General features: G+C 52.4%; 16 protein-coding genes. 15 read left to right on the forward strand and 1 reads right to left on the reverse strand.

Annotation, left to right across the window (positions count from 1 at the left end; all coding sequences use genetic code 11):
• The 7 genes from AB4Z33_RS19965 to AB4Z33_RS19995 form a co-directional block, all read left to right on the forward strand.
• The coding region (locus AB4Z33_RS19965) for a DEAD/DEAH box helicase (RefSeq protein ID WP_442051577.1) at positions 1 to 909 on the forward strand (909 nt) is incomplete at its 5' end.
• Positions 906 to 2,957: a helicase-associated domain-containing protein gene (locus tag AB4Z33_RS19970; protein ID WP_442051578.1), complete on the forward strand. Its 2,052-nt coding sequence runs from the start codon at positions 906 to 908 to the stop codon at positions 2,955 to 2,957. The genes AB4Z33_RS19965 and AB4Z33_RS19970, both read left to right, overlap by 4 nt.
• Before the next feature lie 73 nt (positions 2,958 to 3,030).
• Positions 3,031 to 3,522 carry a YlbF family regulator gene (locus AB4Z33_RS19975; protein WP_442051579.1) on the forward strand — a complete coding sequence of 164 codons (492 nt, stop codon included), beginning with the start codon at positions 3,031 to 3,033 and terminating at the stop codon, positions 3,520 to 3,522.
• Between the two features lie 26 nt (positions 3,523 to 3,548).
• Complete coding sequence (locus AB4Z33_RS19980; protein WP_337098748.1) at positions 3,549 to 3,812, forward strand: YlbG family protein; 264 nt, start codon at positions 3,549 to 3,551, stop codon at positions 3,810 to 3,812.
• A gap of 201 nt (positions 3,813 to 4,013) precedes the next feature.
• Positions 4,014 to 4,451: a hypothetical protein gene (locus tag AB4Z33_RS19985; RefSeq protein WP_442051580.1), complete on the forward strand. Its 438-nt coding sequence runs from the start codon at positions 4,014 to 4,016 to the stop codon at positions 4,449 to 4,451.
• Positions 4,452 to 4,585: 134 nt separating this feature from the next.
• Positions 4,586 to 5,497 (forward strand): selenium metabolism-associated LysR family transcriptional regulator, encoded by a 912-nt coding sequence (locus tag AB4Z33_RS19990; protein WP_442051581.1) that lies wholly within the window; start codon positions 4,586 to 4,588, stop codon positions 5,495 to 5,497.
• The gene (locus tag AB4Z33_RS19995) at positions 5,488 to 6,357 is read left to right on the forward strand and encodes a PHP domain-containing protein (RefSeq protein WP_442051582.1); all 870 of its coding nucleotides are present in this window, start codon (positions 5,488 to 5,490) and stop codon (positions 6,355 to 6,357) included. Before AB4Z33_RS19990 ends, AB4Z33_RS19995 begins: the two co-directional genes overlap by 10 nt.
• Positions 6,358 to 6,439: 82 nt before the next feature.
• Here the strand turns inward: AB4Z33_RS19995 and AB4Z33_RS20000 are convergent, their stop codons facing one another.
• Positions 6,440 to 8,176, reverse strand: a complete 1,737-nt coding sequence (locus tag AB4Z33_RS20000) for an Rqc2 family fibronectin-binding protein (protein ID WP_442051583.1) — start codon at positions 8,174 to 8,176, stop codon at positions 6,440 to 6,442.
• Positions 8,177 to 8,376: 200 nt separating this feature from the next.
• Between AB4Z33_RS20000 and AB4Z33_RS20005 the strand changes: the two genes are divergently transcribed.
• The 8 genes from AB4Z33_RS20005 to AB4Z33_RS20040 all read left to right on the forward strand — a co-directional run bounded on the left by AB4Z33_RS20005 (position 8,377) and on the right by AB4Z33_RS20040 (position 16,733).
• On the forward strand, positions 8,377 to 11,157 hold the full coding sequence (locus AB4Z33_RS20005) for a calcium-translocating P-type ATPase, SERCA-type (RefSeq protein WP_442051584.1): 2,781 nt from the start codon (positions 8,377 to 8,379) through the stop codon (positions 11,155 to 11,157).
• 118 nt (positions 11,158 to 11,275) lie between these two features.
• Entirely contained in the window at positions 11,276 to 12,106 is an 831-nt protein-coding gene (gene dapF / locus AB4Z33_RS20010) for a diaminopimelate epimerase (protein ID WP_442051585.1), read from the forward strand.
• A 31-nt stretch (positions 12,107 to 12,137) separates the two neighbouring features.
• Positions 12,138 to 14,027 (forward strand): bifunctional homocysteine S-methyltransferase/methylenetetrahydrofolate reductase, encoded by a 1,890-nt coding sequence (locus AB4Z33_RS20015; protein ID WP_442051619.1) that lies wholly within the window; start codon positions 12,138 to 12,140, stop codon positions 14,025 to 14,027.
• Positions 14,028 to 14,357: 330 nt separating this feature from the next.
• Positions 14,358 to 14,618, forward strand: coding sequence for an extracellular matrix/biofilm regulator RemA (gene remA, locus AB4Z33_RS20020; protein WP_005548256.1), 261 nt, complete (start codon positions 14,358 to 14,360; stop codon positions 14,616 to 14,618).
• Between the two features lie 19 nt (positions 14,619 to 14,637).
• Positions 14,638 to 15,249 carry a guanylate kinase gene (gmk, locus tag AB4Z33_RS20025; protein WP_442051586.1) on the forward strand — a complete coding sequence of 204 codons (612 nt, stop codon included), beginning with the start codon at positions 14,638 to 14,640 and terminating at the stop codon, positions 15,247 to 15,249.
• Between the two features lie 16 nt (positions 15,250 to 15,265).
• A complete protein-coding gene (rpoZ, locus tag AB4Z33_RS20030) occupies positions 15,266 to 15,478 on the forward strand; it encodes a DNA-directed RNA polymerase subunit omega (protein WP_442051587.1) in 213 nt (70 codons plus the stop codon).
• Positions 15,479 to 15,580: 102 nt separating this feature from the next.
• Positions 15,581 to 16,120, forward strand: a complete 540-nt coding sequence (locus AB4Z33_RS20035; RefSeq protein WP_442051588.1) for an NUDIX hydrolase — start codon at positions 15,581 to 15,583, stop codon at positions 16,118 to 16,120.
• 85 nt (positions 16,121 to 16,205) lie between these two features.
• Positions 16,206 to 16,733, forward strand: a complete 528-nt coding sequence (locus AB4Z33_RS20040) for a YfiT family bacillithiol transferase (protein WP_442051589.1) — start codon at positions 16,206 to 16,208, stop codon at positions 16,731 to 16,733.
• Positions 16,734 to 16,736 lie beyond the last annotated feature (3 nt).

Genomic DNA, 16,736 nt, shown 5'->3' on the forward strand with positions numbered 1-16,736 from the left:
CAGTATTGCGGGGCATTGAAGCAGGTGCGTCCCGTCACGATTGCAACCTATAATATTTTGACCCATCGAAAGTCGAAGGATGAGCCCTTCTCACATATGAAGCTGTTCTCGGAGCGGGATTGGGGACTCATTATTTACGACGAGGTGCATCTGCTTCCCGCGCCGGTGTTCCGGATGACGGCGGACATTCAAGCTACAAGGAGACTCGGCCTAACGGCTACGCTCGTGCGCGAGGATGGCTGCGCGGAGGACGTATATTCGCTTATTGGGCAGAAGCAGTTCGATCTGCAATGGAAAGCAGCCGAACGGGACGATTATATAGCTGCCGTCACCTGTGCAGAGATAAGAGTACCTCTGACGCCAGCCTATGAGGATGAATATAACATCGCGGGAGCACGTTCGCGCTTGCGCCTTGCAGCGGAAAATCCAGGCAAGATGGAAGCGTTGAAGAAGCTTTTGGGAGAGCACGCAGGCAAGCCGACGCTTATAATCGGCCAATATTTGAAACAGCTGCGTGACGTATCGCAGAAGCTTAATGCTCCTTTACTCACAGGGGAAGTGCCGCATGTCGAGCGGCAGAAGCTCTATGATCGGTTCAAGTCGGGCGAGATTGGGGTGCTGATTGTATCCAAGGTGGCCAACTTTGCCGTTGATTTGCCGGACGCGGCAGTTGCGATCCAACTGTCGGGCAGCTTCGGGTCCAGACAGGAGGAGGCGCAGCGCATTGGAAGGCTGCTGCGTCCCAAGGCAGCCGCGAACGAGGCATGGTTTTATACGATCGTTACCGATCACACGAAAGAAACGGAATTCGCGTTGAAACGTCAGTTGTTCATGCTTGAACAAGGCTATACCTATGATCGACTGCTGCTCTCTGATCTGGATGCCAATAAGGAGGTTGTAAACCAGTGAAGCTGAGCGAGTTGTCCAAGAAGTTAACGAAACAGCAACAAATGGACTTCATTAATCATCGCGTCTGGTCGGACGCTAATCGAAGGCGGATGGACTGGGCGGAAGCTGCATCGAATCTTCAAGCAGTAAGGGAGGCTGCGGATAAGCTGTCTTCTCATGCCGCGATGCTGCTTACAGAAATGATCAGGGCATTCGGGGCAGAGCCGATAACCGAGGAGCGTCTTATAAGAGAAGTGCGGAGGCGAACGATGATGTCGGGCGCGGAATGCGATATGGCACAGGCGGAGCTGGAGCAAGCCGGCATTCTGTTCGCTGTCGTTAAAGTATGGGGCGAGCGGATATGCTTCCTGCCTAGAGACAGCTTCCTGCCATGGCAGCAATCGTTGTTTCCGGCCGAAGTGCAGCAGGTCTCGTCTAGCGATATGCTGTTATCAGGCGCAGTGACGGCAATGCCGGTCAACAAATCGCTTGGCAAGCAGTTAATGGATGCGCTGGCTGCGATGGGGCAAAGCAGTATGTCGTTGACAGCAAAAGGCGTATTAGTGAAAAAAACAGTTGCCGCTATCGTGCAGAAGGCGGTGTTCGATGAGCATACGTTGATGGCCTCCGGATTAAGCTGGTCTAAGCGAGAGCACTATTCCTTGAAGGCGGCATTCCTCTTAGAAGCAGCAGCGGCATTCAATTTGATTCGAATCGATAATGATATGGTCCGTTGGAGCGAGGATCGTCTAGCCGCTTGGCTATGGCAAGACGAAGAAGAACGAGAATGGAGTCTGCTGCAATGGTGCTTGGATCTGCTGCTGCCCGTGGATGCCGCATCCGCGCATCTTGTTTCTGCCCTATGTGCGCTGGAAGTCGGCAAATGGTATCGAACCGATGATATTCGAGGTTTGCAGATTCAATGGAAGCTGGATAAGGAAGCGGGAGGGAAGACGCTTGATTGGCCGACGCTGCTGCTAGCATTCGGATGGATGGAAGCAGCCCAAGCAACGTCAAGCGGAAAGACAACGGAGTTTATTAGATGGAAGCTGAACGCAAATGCAAGGAATATAGATGCAGTGGAGGGATCTGCTGCTAGTGTCAATTATGGTGATCGCCAGCTGCGTGTGCAGCAGAATGGTGAAATCATCGTAGAGCCTGGCTGCCGCTTGGCGGTTCATTGGGAGCTCGCGCTTGTCGCTGAGCTGGTCGCTGATGAAACGGTTGCTATATATCGATTGACAGCAAGCTCCGTGACGCGTGCGCTGGAGTTCGGGCGAACGAAGCTGTCAATGATCTCATGGCTGGAGCAGCAGAGCGGACAATCGGCGCTGCCCGAAACCGTCGGTGTGATGCTAGAGGAGTGGACGAGCAGAGCTTGCCGCACTTGGTTCGAAGAAGTAACACTGCTGCGATGCGATAATAAGCAGATGGCAGATTGGGTTCGTATGAGCAGTGAGCTTGCCCCGATGGTTGTGCATGAAATCGGCTCAACCGATTTCATAGTGGATGCATCACTAGTTCCTGATATCAGAAAGCTGTTGCAGCGTGCCGGTTATCCGGCGCAGAAGGCGCTGCGCTCTAAGGAGACAGTAGCATCTTACGTATCAGCCTTGTATCCTGTTATTAGCGAGGCGGTATCCGGTTCGGATAAGGAAGCCGAAGCGGATGATGCTGAAGCAAGACGCACTGGCGCGTATTCGTTCCTATACGAGCCGAGCACGCTCGCGCACTTTGAGCTCGCGAGCGCTAAGGTACGACTGAACGATCAATTGCATTCGCAGGAGCAGACTGTGCCTGCAATGTGGACGAAGCAACTGCGCGCATACCATCATTCCACGCGCAAGGAGCTTATTGAGAGAGCGTTAGCCTGGCAATCTCCTCTTCAGCTTCGGATGGACAACGAGCTGCATTCATTCGTTCCTGAACGTCTCGAGCAGCAAGGCGGAGACTGGGCAGTTGTGGGCATACTCAGAAATGATAAGGCGACGGATCATAAGCCGATAAGGCTGACACCGGATATGTGGGACGAGATGAGGATCGTTATTCCTGGCCGTCCATATCCATAATAATCTCTACCTATTGGCTAAGCGGTTATGATATGATAGTGTAGAAGTAAGCAAGTGGAAAAGAGGTGGACGAATGCCAACTGTCGAAGGGGTGCAGGAGACTCTGTATGAGCAGCCCGAAAGCGGCGTGTCTTCGCTCGATATGGCGTCGCTGCTGCTTTGTGCCTATGAATTAGGTGATTGGATCAATGAATCGGCGGAAGTTGCCGAATATTTATATTGGAAGTCGGCTGTGAATGCCGACGAGCAAGTGAAGCAAATGTCCAGGCAGTTCGCGAAAGCGAAGGAGCTGTTCGAGGAATGCGAGCGCTTCGGAAGATTCCATCCGGATTATAATGCCGCTAAGGACAAAGTAAAGTTGATCGAGCGGAGCTTAGGCGATATTGAGAGCGTACGCAATTTCAAGCTTGCCGAGCAGGCAGTCGACGAAATGCTGTATGAAGTGTCGCGTATGATCGCCGAATCGGTATCCGAGAATATCAAAGTGCCTAGCAACGAGAAAGCGTCTGGCGGCGGCTGCGGAAGCGGCGGCTCTTGCAGTTGCGGAAGCGGCGGCTGCGGTTAATATATGAAGCAGGAGGTAAGCGAGCGATGCTGCCGGAGAGAACAGGTTATATCGTATGGGTAAGTGATTTGAAGGCGGCAAGGTCGCTGGAGCGCTTCGGAACGGTTCATTATATGTCGCGCAAGATGCATTACGTAGTGATGTACATGAATGCCGACCGTGCAGAGGAAGCGGTGCGCCAGATGGATAGATTGCCTTATGTCCGCAAGATCGAGCGCTCCTACCGCAATGAGATCAAGACGGAATACAGCAAGGATAGCGAAGATAAGACAAGATCCTATAGCCTGTAAGCGGATGAGGTATAAGTAGAATAGAACGCGTCTAGCATCTTAAAGTTGCTAGACGCGTTCTTTTTTGTTAGGGTAGATTTACATATAATTACATATATGTATCGTCTTTAATTTAATGTTGAAAAATCGGACGAGCGTGTTAGAATGGAATTAAATTCATAGTAAAAAAGCCCTGGTTCGTTAGGAGGAGTAGGTTGCGTAATGAAGGATAAAATGACGAGAAGATGGAATACATATGAGTCGTTTTATTTCGGTCTTGGCGATAAAAAAGTAGCTGATATCGTAATTACGAATCACGCCAAAAGCCGCTGGATCGACCGTATTGAGAGTGAGAAGACCGGATTTGAAGATATTGCCGAGTATTTGTGGGAATGTCTTAAGAACGGACGGATCGAGCCGTACTACCGCAACGAGCAGGACGTTTATTTGATTGATGACGATTTAGTATTTGTGGCCGAATTCGCAGATTCCTTCACGGAAACCGATATTACGGGCCGCCCGCTGCAGAAGATGATTGTTGTGACGTTTCTAGGACGCATGTCGGAGACAATCGAGCTGCGTGACCTTAAGTCCTATTACTCGTGGCTGCGTCATTCGCGCCGCATGACTTTAGTGAAGAACAGCAGAAAGCGCAAGTAATGGCAACAACATAGATGTACAGCCCTCAGGCATGCGATCTTTTACGGATTGCATGCTTTTTTTGCATATACGATACGACTATGCAAACGCTTTGTAGTATAATAACGGGAATACAAAGGAAGGATGACTTACCAATGGCGCTTAATTTTCATCAATTGCATATTTTCTTTACGGTTGCGGAGAGGGGCAGCTTCTCGGCAGCGGCACAGGCGCTGCATATGACCCAGCCGGCCGTGACGATGCAGGTGCAGTCGCTTGAGGATTACTTCGGGACGAAGCTGCTGCAGCGTTCGACCAAGCGAATCGATCTGACCGAGGCGGGCCGAGCGCTTATGCCTTACGCGGAGCGCAGCATTGATTTGATACGAGATACCGATCAGGCGATGTCAGCCTTCACGAAGCAGTTGAAAGGAAGACTGCAGCTAGGCTCAAGCTTAACGATCGGAGAGTATATATTGCCGAGGCTGCTAGGGCCGTTCGGTCAGGAATATCCGCATATAGCAATCAGCATGAAGGTTATGAATACCTCTCAAATAATGGAAGATATTTTGAATCATCAATTAAATTTCGGCCTAATCGAAGCGCCTGTTAATCATCCCGATATGCATATGGAAGCGGTGATGAGCGACGAGCTGCGGCTTATCGTCTCGAAAGATCATCCGCTTGCGGACCGAGAGTCGGTAGCGCTTGAGGAGGTCATGGAGTATGCGTTCGTCTTGCGAGAGCAGGGATCGGGAACGCGGATTGTCATGGAAGAGCAATTGAAGCGGAAGAAGATTGATCCGGCAAGCATGAAGATCGTAATGGAGCTCGGGAGCACAGGTGCAGTGAAGTCGGCGGTGGAAGCGGGTCTTGGCATCTCGTTCCTCTCTGCGTCGTCAGTCAAGCACGAGGTAGCGCTTGGACTTATCCGGATGATAAAAATTCCTGATGCCAACTTCCAGCGGCAATTTTATTCGATCTATTTGAAATCGGCGCTGCTGCCAATCTCAGCGGTTACTTTTTTGACGTTTCTGAGAGAGAGGGACTTGCAGCAATGGTTATAAAAGATGGGTTAGCTGATCTTCATACACATACGACGGCATCGGACGGCCTGCATTCACCATCGGAAATTGTTCAGTTCGCTAAGGCTGCTGGACTGGCTGCTGTCGCGATAACCGATCATGATACAGTGGCTGGAGTAGACGAAGCGCTGGCCGAAGGCGAGCGTCTTGGCATAACGGTCGTGCCGGGCGTGGAAGTAAGCACCGTCGCAAGCGGCAACGATATTCATATTCTCGGCTACTTCACGAATGGATCGGATGCAAAGTGGCTCGCGAGGCTGGAGAGCTTAAGAGATGTCCGTAATCGCAGGAATGATATGATCGTTAATCGGCTGAATGAGCTCGGTGTAGACATTACGATGGACGATGTGCGTGAAGCAGCACGGTCCAAGCAGGCTTCAAGCGAGGCCTCGGCAAAGGCGTTCAGCATTGGACGGCCGCATATTGCGGAGGTGCTCCTTCGCCTAGGTGTCGTCTCTTCGATGAGCGAGGCGTTCGATAAGTATTTGGGGAGCGGCGCTGCCGCTTATGTCAATCCACCTCGGCCTACGCCTTTTGATGCGGTCGATTGGATACGTGAAGCCGGCGGAACGAGTGTTATCGCACACCCAGGTTTGTATGGGGACGATGAGCTTGTTGAAGCTATTGTGAAGCACGGAGTGAACGGAATCGAAGTGTTTCACTATGATCACGGAGAGAAGGAAAAGTCCCGGTTTGCTGCAATGGCGGCTCAATATAACCTGATCGTTACAGGAGGCTCGGACTTTCACGGCTCTAGGCAAGGGAAAGTGTTCCATGGCGCGGTCGGCAGCCGTACAGTAGATGCAGGCACGATTGCATATTTGCGTCGACCGAACGTATGAAGGATCCATAACGCCAAAAAAAATCACGGCAGCTTGTTCAGTAGAACAAGTCCGTGATTTTTTTTGCGATGATGGTGGAAGGTTAGCTGCTTACGGATACCAGGCTCTTGATCCGCTCTTCATCCGGCGTAATAAACAGCGTTTTCTGATTATCGTAAATGACGAAGCCCGGCTTAGCGCCATTCGGCTTGCGGACATGACGGATGAACGTGTAGTCGACCGGAATCAAGCTCGAGTCTCGCGCTTGGCTATAATGCGCCGCAAGCATTGCCGCTTCCTCAAGTGTCGCATTGCCGAAGTCTCCGCCCCGAATGACGACATGGGATCCGGGAATATCCTTTGTATGCAGCCAAGTGTCGGACGGAGAGGCTAGACGATTCGTTAAAAATTCGTTTTGCGTGTTGTTTTTGCCAACGTATACTTCTACGCCCTCAGAAGAAGTGTAGCGCAGCAGCGTAGGCTTAAGCGATTTTTTCTTCTTAGGGCCTCGCCGGCCGCGTTCCTTCATATAACCTTGCTCTACGAGCTCATCGCGTATTTCTTCAATGTCGGTAATGGCCGCATTATCGAGCTGTTGGAGCAGCGATTCGAAGTATTCAATCTCCTTCTGGGCGATCTCCATTTGCTCGGCGACGATCGTGAGACTGTTCTTATGTTTCGTATAACGTCTAAAGTAGCGCTGAGCATTGTCTGAAGGGGTGAGCTGCGGATCAAGCTCGATCGTAACGACGGCTTGCTCCTCGTCATAGAAGTTGACAAGCTCGATTGTCGTATCGCCCCGCTTTATCTGATGCATATAAGCGGTCAGCAGTTCGCCGAGCACTCTATATTTCTCCGCATCCTTCGCTTCTACGAGCGTATCTTCCAGCTTCGTGATCTTTGAGATGTTCTTCGCTTTCTCATTCTGTACGAAGCGGATCAGATCGGCTGCGCGTTGCTTGACAGTATCCCGCTGCGCCTTGTCCCCAAAGAACGCCTGCAGACATTCGCTAACGGCCGGATAGGAGGCCAGGGCACCGTTAATATGATTTAGTTCGGTAACGGAGAAAAACATTTTGCCGCTCGTTTCATCGGTCTTGATGACGGGGGAGTATCGGTGCGCTCTCATTTCACCTATAAACGACTCGAAGCTGCGCCATATTGCGCCCGTGTCCTCCGCCTCTGTTCCAGCGCGATAAGCGATTTCCTTGGCGATAAGCGGGCTTAATCCGCTGAATGCTTCAACAAGCCTTTTGCCTGCTGCCGAGCCTTCCGTTGTATGTTCGTACGCTTCTCGGAATTGTTCCTCGCTGTTAATGACGAACGGATTTGTCTTGCTTTGGTCAGGCGGCGGTGTATAGTTGCTGCCCGGCATGACGATCCGATAGCTGCTGATCGAGGGCGTGACATGATGAATGCCGTCGTGAATCGTTTGTGTGGCAGGGTCCACTAAGATGATATTGCTATGACGGCCCATTATTTCGATAATAATCGTCTTGACTGAAATATCGCCGAGCTCGTCCCGATGCTTCACATCGATATGAATGACACGCTCGTTATCGATTTGGCGAATGCCTTCTATAATGCCGGATTCACAATATTTGCGGAGCAGCATGCAAAACATCGGCGCTTCCATCGGATTCAAGTAGCTTGAAGTCGTCCAATGCACCCTCGGATATGTCGGATTCGCCGACAGCAGCAGCTTGCCTTGCACGCCCGCACCTCTGATGCTGAGTACAAGCTCATGCTCGGTTGGTTGATGGATCTTATGTATACGCGCTCCTATGCAGCGCTGCAGGTCATGGGTTATTGCTCTGGTGACAATGCCGTCTAAAGCCATAGCTGTTATTCCTCTCTTCCTTCGCGTAAGTCTTCTCCTATCATGCCATAGTTAAGCCAAAAACTTAAGTCCCTTTTGGGATAATTTCCGGGATGTCCGAATACATTTACCCTAGAAAGGCTGTCCGAAGGGCCGGCGTCGGCCATTACGCTGCTTCGCTTGCAGCGGGTAGCGGGTACAATATGGGAGGGAGTTATACCATGGAACAAAAGAATTGGCATCAAATGGGGACAAGCGAGCTTGTCGACATGCTGTCCATCTCCCCTGAGAAGGGGCTGACCGCGTCCGAAGCGGCGCAGAGGCTGGAGGAGAACGGGCGCAATGAGCTGTCTGAGGGAAAACGCGTTTCTCCGATCATTCTATTTCTAAATCAATTCAAAGACTTTATGGTGCTTGTGTTAATGGGCGCAACGCTTATATCGGGGTTGCTCGGCGAGTACTTGGACGCTATTACGATTATCGCCATTATTGTCATTAATGCGGTGCTCGGATTTGTGCAGGAATTTCGGGCGGAACGTTCGCTGCGCGCGCTTAAGGAGTTATCTGCCCCGGCAGCCAAGGCGATGCGCGGAGGCGAATGGGTTACGATACCGGCTAAGGAGCTTGTCGTCGGCGATATCGTCAGTCTGGAGAGCGGGGACCGTATTCCGGCCGACCTGCGGTTGATCGAAGCAAACAGCTGTTATGCGGAGGAGTCGGCGCTCACCGGCGAATCGGTCCCTGTCGGCAAGCATGCCGGCGCGATCGATGACGATGAGCTGCCGCTGGGCGATCAGCGCAATATCGGCTTCATGGGCACGATGCTGACGCGCGGAACGGCCAAAGGCGTTGTCGTCCGAACGGGCATGAATACCGAAATGGGCAAAATCGCCGATTTGATCCAGCAGACGGAGTCGATGGAGACGCCGCTGCAGCATCGGCTGGAGCAGCTTGGGAAGCTGCTTATCATCGTCGCCATAGGGCTAACGATTATGGTCGTCGTTGCAGGCATTTTGCACGGTCAAGAGCCTTACGGCATGTTCCTTGCAGGCGTCAGTCTTGCAGTCGCAGCTATTCCTGAAGGACTGCCGGCCATCGTGACGATTGCGCTTGCTCTTGGCGTACAGCGGATGATAAAGCGAAAGGCGATCGTGCGCAAGCTGCCTTCCGTTGAGACGCTTGGCTGCGCCTCTGTCATCTGTTCCGATAAGACGGGTACGCTGACGCAAAATAAAATGACGGTTACGCATGTCTGGCTTGGAGGCCGCCAATTGGAAGTGAGCGGCGAAGGCTATGAGCCGGTCGGCAACATATACGAGGACGGCAAGGCGCTTGACGTGAAGCATGACCAGTCGGTCAAGCGGCTGCTGCAAGTTGGCGCGTTATGCAATAATGCGCAGGTTGTGAAGGTTGAGGCGGAGGAGACGAAGCGCCGCAAGAGCAAGGAGCCGCAGGAGGAATGGGTTCTGAAGGGCGATCCGACAGAAGGAGCGCTTGCCGTTCTTGCCGCGAAGCTAGGCTCATCGGCGAAATCGTTGGAAATGCTCTATAAAAGGGAGCAAGAGTTTCCGTTCGATTCCGAGCGCAAACGAATGTCTGTCGTTGTATCTCATCAGGGCGGCAGGCTTGTATGCACGAAAGGCGCGCCGGATATGCTGATGGAGCTGTGCAGCTACGTACTGTGGGACGGCAAGGTCGTGCCGTTCACGCAGACGCTGAAGCGCAAGTGCGCGGATGCGGGAGAAGTGATGGCGCAATCGGCGCTTCGCGTATTGGGCTTCGCTTACCGCGACCTGCGAACGACCGACAAGTGCGATTCGGAACAAGATGTCGAGAGCCAGCTCGTGTTCGTTGGTTTGACCGGCATGATCGATCCGCCTCGCCGCGAGGTGAAAGACGCGATTGCAACTTGCCGCCGCGCGGGCATCAAGACGGTTATGATTACAGGCGATCACCAATTGACGGCGGAAGCTATCGCCGGGCAGCTTGGCATTATGCCGCGCGGAGGTATCGCAATGAGCGGCAAGCAGCTTGAAGCGATGACTGACGAGCAGCTTGATCGACTCGTCGATAACACTTACGTCTATGCGCGAGTATCGCCTGAGCATAAGCTGCGTATTATTAAGTCGCTGCAGCGTCAAGGCCATGTCGTGGCGATGACCGGCGACGGAGTGAACGATGCTCCTGCAATCAAGGCGGCCGACATCGGCATTGCGATGGGCATAACGGGCACGGACGTATCGAAGGAAGCTTCGGCGCTCGTGCTGAGCGATGACAACTTCTCCACAATCGTAGCTGCTATCGAAGAGGGCAGGGGCATCTATGAGAACATTAGAAAGTTTATTCGTTACTTGCTCGCATCCAACGTTGGCGAAATACTCGTTATGTTCCTTGCGATGATGGCGGGTCTGCCGCTGCCGCTCGTGCCGATCCAAATCTTATGGGTCAACCTCGTAACCGACGGCCTGCCTGCCATGGCGCTTGGCGTCGATCAGGCCGAGAAGGATCTGATGCAGCATAAGCCGAGAACGTCCAAGGAAAGTATATTTGCCCGCAGGTTAGGCTGGAAGATCATAAGCAGGGGCATTCTGATTGGCGTCTGTACGCTGGGCGCTTTCTGGATTACGCTCAGGGAGGCGCCAGGAAGCGCCGACCACTTGATAAAGGCGCAGACAGTCGCATTCGCCACTCTCGTTATGGCCCAGCTCATTCACGTATTCGATTGCCGCAGCTCGCGCTCGATTTTCCACCGCAACCCGCTGCAAAACAAATATTTGGTGCTGGCCGTGCTCTCGTCGCTCATCCTTATGCTAGGCGTACTCTATATCGACGCGTTGCAGCCGATCTTTAAGACCGTTCCGCTTGGCTTCCGCGAATGGTGTCTCGTCTTCGTCGCGGCAGGCATTCCTACCTTCCTCATGGGTATCGGCAGCGTCATGGGCACGCGAAAAAACAAGTCGCAATCGAAGACGCCATTCCGTCCGCAAACGGCAGCCAGATAACGGAATAATGCAAATGATGATACAAATTATGAATAGCCTTTCTCCTTTCTTTACGGTATGCTAATAGCATTATTAATAGCTTATTAGACATACGTAAGGTTAAGGAGAGGGCTAATAGATGAACTTTACAAAGATGAACGGACTAGGAAATGACTTTATCGTTGTCGCAGGCGAGCAGCAGCTTCCAGGCAACGCTGCTGAACTTGCTGCCCAGCTATGCAACCGATTTTTCGGTGTCGGGGCAGACGGTCTCGTCTATATTTTGCCATCAGAAATCGCTGATTTCCGTATGCGCATCATTAATTCGGACGGCTCAGAGGCCGAGCAATGCGGCAATGCGATTCGTTGCGTCGCGAAGTACGTCTACGATAACGGTCTTACGAATAAAGAAGAGATTACGATCGAGACGCTGGGCGCAGGGGCACAGAAAGTGCAACTGACGGTTAGCGACGCTAAAGTACAAAGCGTACGCGTCGATATGGGCGAGCCGATCCTGAATGGTCTGCAAGTGCCGACGACGGTAGACGCAGAGCGCGTTATCGAGCATCCGATCGAGGTTGACGGACGCGAATTCCGCTTTACTGCCGTATCGATGGGCAATCCGCATGCCGTGATCTACGTGGACGATGCGGTGAACTTCGATCTGAATACTTGGGGACCGAAGCTGGAAACGCATCCGATGTTCCCGCGCAAGATCAACGTGGAATTCGTTACGGTCAATTCGCGTACGCAAACCGATATGCGCGTATGGGAGCGCGGCGCAGGTCCAACGCTCGCTTGCGGAACAGGAGCATGTGCGACTGTCGTAGCGTCCGTGCTTAACGGAGCGACAGACCGCGAGGCAACCGTATCGCTTAAAGGCGGCGATCTGTTCATTGAATGGAATGAAGCGGACAATCACGTATATATGACAGGACCTGCTGCGGAAGTTTTCCGCGGGACGCTGTAGGCGTCCGCGCAGGATGGGTGAAAGAGAAAAGATGAAGCCGGATTTGCGACAAGCTCTGCAAGAGCGCATATTGACCGGAGACGGCGCGATGGGAACCTATCTGTATCAGATGGGGTTCCCTGTTGGCGTTTCTTACGAGGAATTCAATACGCTTAGACCTGATGTCATTGAACATGTTCACCGCAGTTATTATGAAGCGGGCGCAAGAGTGATTGAGACGAATACGTTCTCGGCCAATACCGAGAAGCTGTTGAAATACGGCCTTGAGGCAGAGATGGAAGCGATTAACCGCGCAGGTGTCCGAATCGCGCGTTCGGCCGTCGGAGCGGATGCGTATGTTGTCGGCGCTGTCGGCTCGATCCGCGACGGCAAGCTGAGAAACATGCGTACGGCGATCGTAAGCGAATCCTATGAACGCCAAATCCATGCTTTGCTTGAGGAGGGCGTGGACGGCCTCTTGTTCGAGACGTTCTACGATTTGGACGAGATGCTGCTTGCCCTGCGGATTGCAAGAAACGTGTCGAAGCTGCCTATTATTTGTCAATTCGCAGTTGACGATATCGGCCGCACGCAAGACGGCATCGGCCTAAAGGATGCCTATGAGACGCTTCGCCAGGAAGGCGCAGACGTTGTTGGCCTTAATTGCCGAAGCGGCCCTAACGGGATAATGCGGGCGATCGATACGATAGACGGTCCGATCGGACTTCCTTTGTCCGTATTTCCGAATGCGGGCTTCCCGGATTATGTGGACGGCAAATATACGTACTCGGCAGGACCGCAGTACTTTGCCGAGACGGCGCTTCGCTTCGCGGACCGCGGCGCGCGTATTATCGGCGGCTGCTGCGGTACGACGCCGGAGCATATCGCCGCTATCGCGCAGGCGTTAGACGGCTATGTGCCGCAGAGCGGAAACGCTGCCCCGCTGCGTACGCCTGCGGCGCCGCAAACAGAAACGATCACACCGCGAACCGCTAACGACGGAGCGTCTCAAGAGCAGCCGGCTGATCAGTCGGCGGTTGAACGCGAGCCTTCGATCGTAGATCTCGTTAAGCAGCGGCATACGGTCATCGTGGAGCTTGATCCTCCGCGCGATCTAGACATTCGCAAGTTCATGGACGGTGCGGCGGCGCTTAAGGCGGCGTCCGCGGACGCCGTTACGATGGCGGACAACTCGCTTGCGGTTACGCGAATGAGCAACATCGCATTGGCCGCGCTCGTTCAAGAGCGGGTCGGCATCCGTCCGCTCGTTCATATTGCCTGCCGAGACCGCAATCTGATCGGCACGCAGTCGCATATGATGGGACTTGATGCGCTGGACATCGACCATGTGCTCGCCGTAACGGGCGATCCGGCACGCTTCGGCGATCTGCCTGACTCCAGCTCGGTGTATGACTTAACATCGTTCGAGATGATTCGAATGATTAAACAGCTTAACGACGGAACGGCATTCAGCGGCAAGCCGCTGAAGCAGAAGGCGAAGTTCGTGGTCGGAGCGGCGTTCAATCCGAACGTCAAGCACTTGGACAAAGCGGTTCAGCGACTTGAAAGGAAGATTGCTTCCGGCGCCGACTATATCATGACGCAGCCTGTTTATGATCCCGATCTGATCGTGAAGGTTGCGGAAGCGACGAAACAACTGTCCGTGCCGGTATTCATCGGCATCATGCCACTGGCCAGCGGACGGAACGCCGAATATTTGCATAACGAAGTGCCGGGCATTCAACTGTCGGACGAGGTGCGGCAACGGATGGCTGGGCTCGAAGGCGAGGCAGGCCGCGCGGAGGGTGTTAAGATCGCAAAGGAGCTGCTTGATTGCGCTTTGCCTCATTTTAACGGCATTTACTTGATTACTCCGTTCATGTTCTATGACATGGCGGTTCAATTGACGGAATATGTATGGCGCAAAACAGAGAAACAATGAGCACCATTGCCTAAGAGAGAGCGAATATGAGCATTTTGTGCTCTTTTCGCTTTTTCCCTTGTTCGTAAGCGGAAAATCAATTAGAATATAATAAAGTTTGGATACCGTTGCCATGCTCCTTCCAATTCAGACAAGCACGAACATGTGCCCCAGCACGAAGCGGGCAGCAACCGTATCACGTATGCTCCGAGGTTTTTTCGTCAACAATAGTGCAGTAGTTCTGTCGGTATTTGGCAAGAACGCAAACTTCGTCGTATTCACATTATTAATAATAGAAGTTTATTAGAGGCAGAAGCATAAGGATTAGTGGGGGCGAAGGGGGAACCTGGGTTGGCTATAAAGCTTATTAATATCGGGTTTGGCAACATTGTATCGGCAAATCGCATTATTTCGATCGTAAGCCCGGAATCGGCGCCTATTAAGCGGATCATCCAAGAAGCGCGCGACCGTCACATGCTTATCGATGCGACATATGGACGCCGGACGCGTGCCGTTATTATTACGGACAGCGACCATGTCATTTTATCGGCTGTACAACCGGAGACGGTGGCACACCGGTTATCCACCAAGGATGACGATAACGACGAATAGTACGGGGAGTATTAAGAATATGGGATTGCTAATTGTTTTATCCGGACCGGCCGGTGTCGGCAAAGGAACGGTGTGTACGGCTCTTCGGAGCAAGATGCCGGATATCGTCTACTCTGTGTCAGCTACTACGAGGCAGCCGAGACAGGGAGAGGTTGACGGCGTCAACTACTTCTTCAAATCGAAAGAGCAGTTCCAGGACATGATCGCGCGCGACGCGTTGCTTGAACATGCCGAGTATGTAGGCAACTACTACGGAACGCCAAGAGACTTTGTCGAACGCACGCTTGCGAGCGGCAAGGACATTATTCTGGAGATTGAAGTGCAAGGCGCCCTTAAGGTGAAGGAGAAGTTCCCGCAAGGGATATTTATTTTCCTAATGCCTCCTTCCATGGAGGAATTGAAGCAGCGTATTACGGGCCGAGGCACGGAATCGCAGGATACGATTAATCATCGGATGAACGTTGCAGTGGAAGAGATGAACCTGCTTCGCCATTATGATTATGCAGTCGTGAACGATCAGATCGACTCGGCTTGCCATCGTATTCAGAGCATTGTTGTCGCTGAGCATTGCCGCAGTGAGAGGGTTATGCCTTACCTAGCGGAAGCGCAAGCGGCTATTGAGAAAGCATGAGTGAGGAGAATGAATAATGTTATATCCGTCCATTGACGAAATGGTTAAGAAGGTAGACAGCAAGTACACGCTGGTCGTTGCGGCTTCCAGACGCGCACGCATGCTTCGCAACGGTGAGAAATCCGAGCTTCGCAACCCGCGTTCCCGCAAATATGTTGGTGTAGCGCTTGAAGAAATTTATAACGATATTTTAATAGTGGAATCCAACGTCACCAAAGACGAGCAATAAGGCACGGAATATGGAGGCTGTCCGATGGTCATTGACCTTCGGACAGCTTCTTTGTATTTTCATAGAGTCGTCGCGTAATAAAGAGGGCAGGAGGAAAAACGAATGTACACAGACTTGGAGCAGTATAAAGCTTTATCGCAGCCTATTGTATGGGGAGCGGTAGAAAATTGTTTTACGCTGGATATGGAGATCGATGAATCGCTTGTAAGCAACATTAGCATCATACCGACAGTCGGTGAGCATTACGCGGTCATTCAGCTTGAGGATGGACGGTGGGAGCTCGCGGGGGGGACGCTTGAGCCCGGCGAGCATTATCAGGATGCGCTTGTGCGGGAAGTGCGGGAGGAGCTTGGAGCCGAGCTGAAGTCGTATACGCGGTTTGGCTGCTTCAAATGCCGATCTTCGGCTGCCCAGCCATATCGGCCGCATATTCCGCACCCTAGCTTTATTAGGCTTGTCGGCTATGGCGAGGTAGAGCTTGTCGGCAAGCCGCTGAACCCGCCGGATGGGGAACAGATTGCCGTCGTCGACGTCGTAGATATTGATGAAGCCGTGCGGCGTTTCGAGGAGATCGGGAGACATGATATCGCCGAACTTTACTTGCTGGCGCATCAATTAAGGCAGGCGGAAAGACGTCTGTAATCGGCCAAAAAAAGATGAAAGCGCAGTTAGATTTTAAATCGGCATATGGTATGATAGGGAAAATAGGTGTCAGGAGGCGAAGCGAATGGAAAAGCTGCGTTACCCGATTGGCAGATATGTGTACGAAGGTATGACGACGAAGCAGAAGGATCAATGGATTTCCGATATGGAAAAATTGCCCGGTCAGCTTAGAGAGGCGTTATCCGGATTGACCGAGGAAGGGCTTGATACCGCTTATCGAAGCGGAGGCTGGACAGCCCGTCAAGTCGCACATCATCTTGCAGACGCCGCAATGAACTCTTTCTCCCGCTTCAAGCTTGCCTTGACGGAGAAAAATCCGACCATTAAGCCATTCGACGAAGAGCAGTGGGCGGAAACAGCCGATAGCTTGAACGCATCGCCGGATATTAGCCTGGCAATCGTCGAAGGCATTTATGCGCGCTGGGTGCTGCTGCTTCGTTCAATGGAGCGTTCCGATTACGATAAACAGTTTTATCATCCCGGGGAAGGTAAGCAGATCGGTCTTGCTTATTTCCTAGGTTTCGTAGCCTGGCATGGCAAGCATCATGTAGCGCATATCAATATAGCGAAAGAACGGACGAATGGGCAGTGACAG

The organism is Paenibacillus sp. 2TAB19 (assembly GCF_052115185.1).
Lineage (GTDB): Bacteria > Bacillota > Bacilli > Paenibacillales > Paenibacillaceae > Pristimantibacillus.

Coding starts and splice junctions, on each gene's coding strand:
- AB4Z33_RS19975 (WP_442051579.1), top strand. CDS start 3,031: ATGCCAACTGTCGAAGGGGTGCAGGAGACTCTGTATGAGCAGCCCGAA.
- AB4Z33_RS19980 (WP_337098748.1), top strand. CDS start 3,549: ATGCTGCCGGAGAGAACAGGTTATATCGTATGGGTAAGTGATTTGAAG.
- AB4Z33_RS19985 (WP_442051580.1), top strand. CDS start 4,014: ATGAAGGATAAAATGACGAGAAGATGGAATACATATGAGTCGTTTTAT.
- AB4Z33_RS19990 (WP_442051581.1), top strand. CDS start 4,586: ATGGCGCTTAATTTTCATCAATTGCATATTTTCTTTACGGTTGCGGAG.
- AB4Z33_RS19995 (WP_442051582.1), top strand. CDS start 5,488: ATGGTTATAAAAGATGGGTTAGCTGATCTTCATACACATACGACGGCA.
- AB4Z33_RS20000 (WP_442051583.1), bottom strand. CDS start 8,176: ATGGCTTTAGACGGCATTGTCACCAGAGCAATAACCCATGACCTGCAG.
- AB4Z33_RS20005 (WP_442051584.1), top strand. CDS start 8,377: ATGGAACAAAAGAATTGGCATCAAATGGGGACAAGCGAGCTTGTCGAC.
- dapF (WP_442051585.1), top strand. CDS start 11,276: ATGAACTTTACAAAGATGAACGGACTAGGAAATGACTTTATCGTTGTC.
- AB4Z33_RS20015 (WP_442051619.1), top strand. CDS start 12,138: ATGAAGCCGGATTTGCGACAAGCTCTGCAAGAGCGCATATTGACCGGA.
- gmk (WP_442051586.1), top strand. CDS start 14,638: ATGGGATTGCTAATTGTTTTATCCGGACCGGCCGGTGTCGGCAAAGGA.
- rpoZ (WP_442051587.1), top strand. CDS start 15,266: ATGTTATATCCGTCCATTGACGAAATGGTTAAGAAGGTAGACAGCAAG.
- AB4Z33_RS20035 (WP_442051588.1), top strand. CDS start 15,581: ATGTACACAGACTTGGAGCAGTATAAAGCTTTATCGCAGCCTATTGTA.
- AB4Z33_RS20040 (WP_442051589.1), top strand. CDS start 16,206: ATGGAAAAGCTGCGTTACCCGATTGGCAGATATGTGTACGAAGGTATG.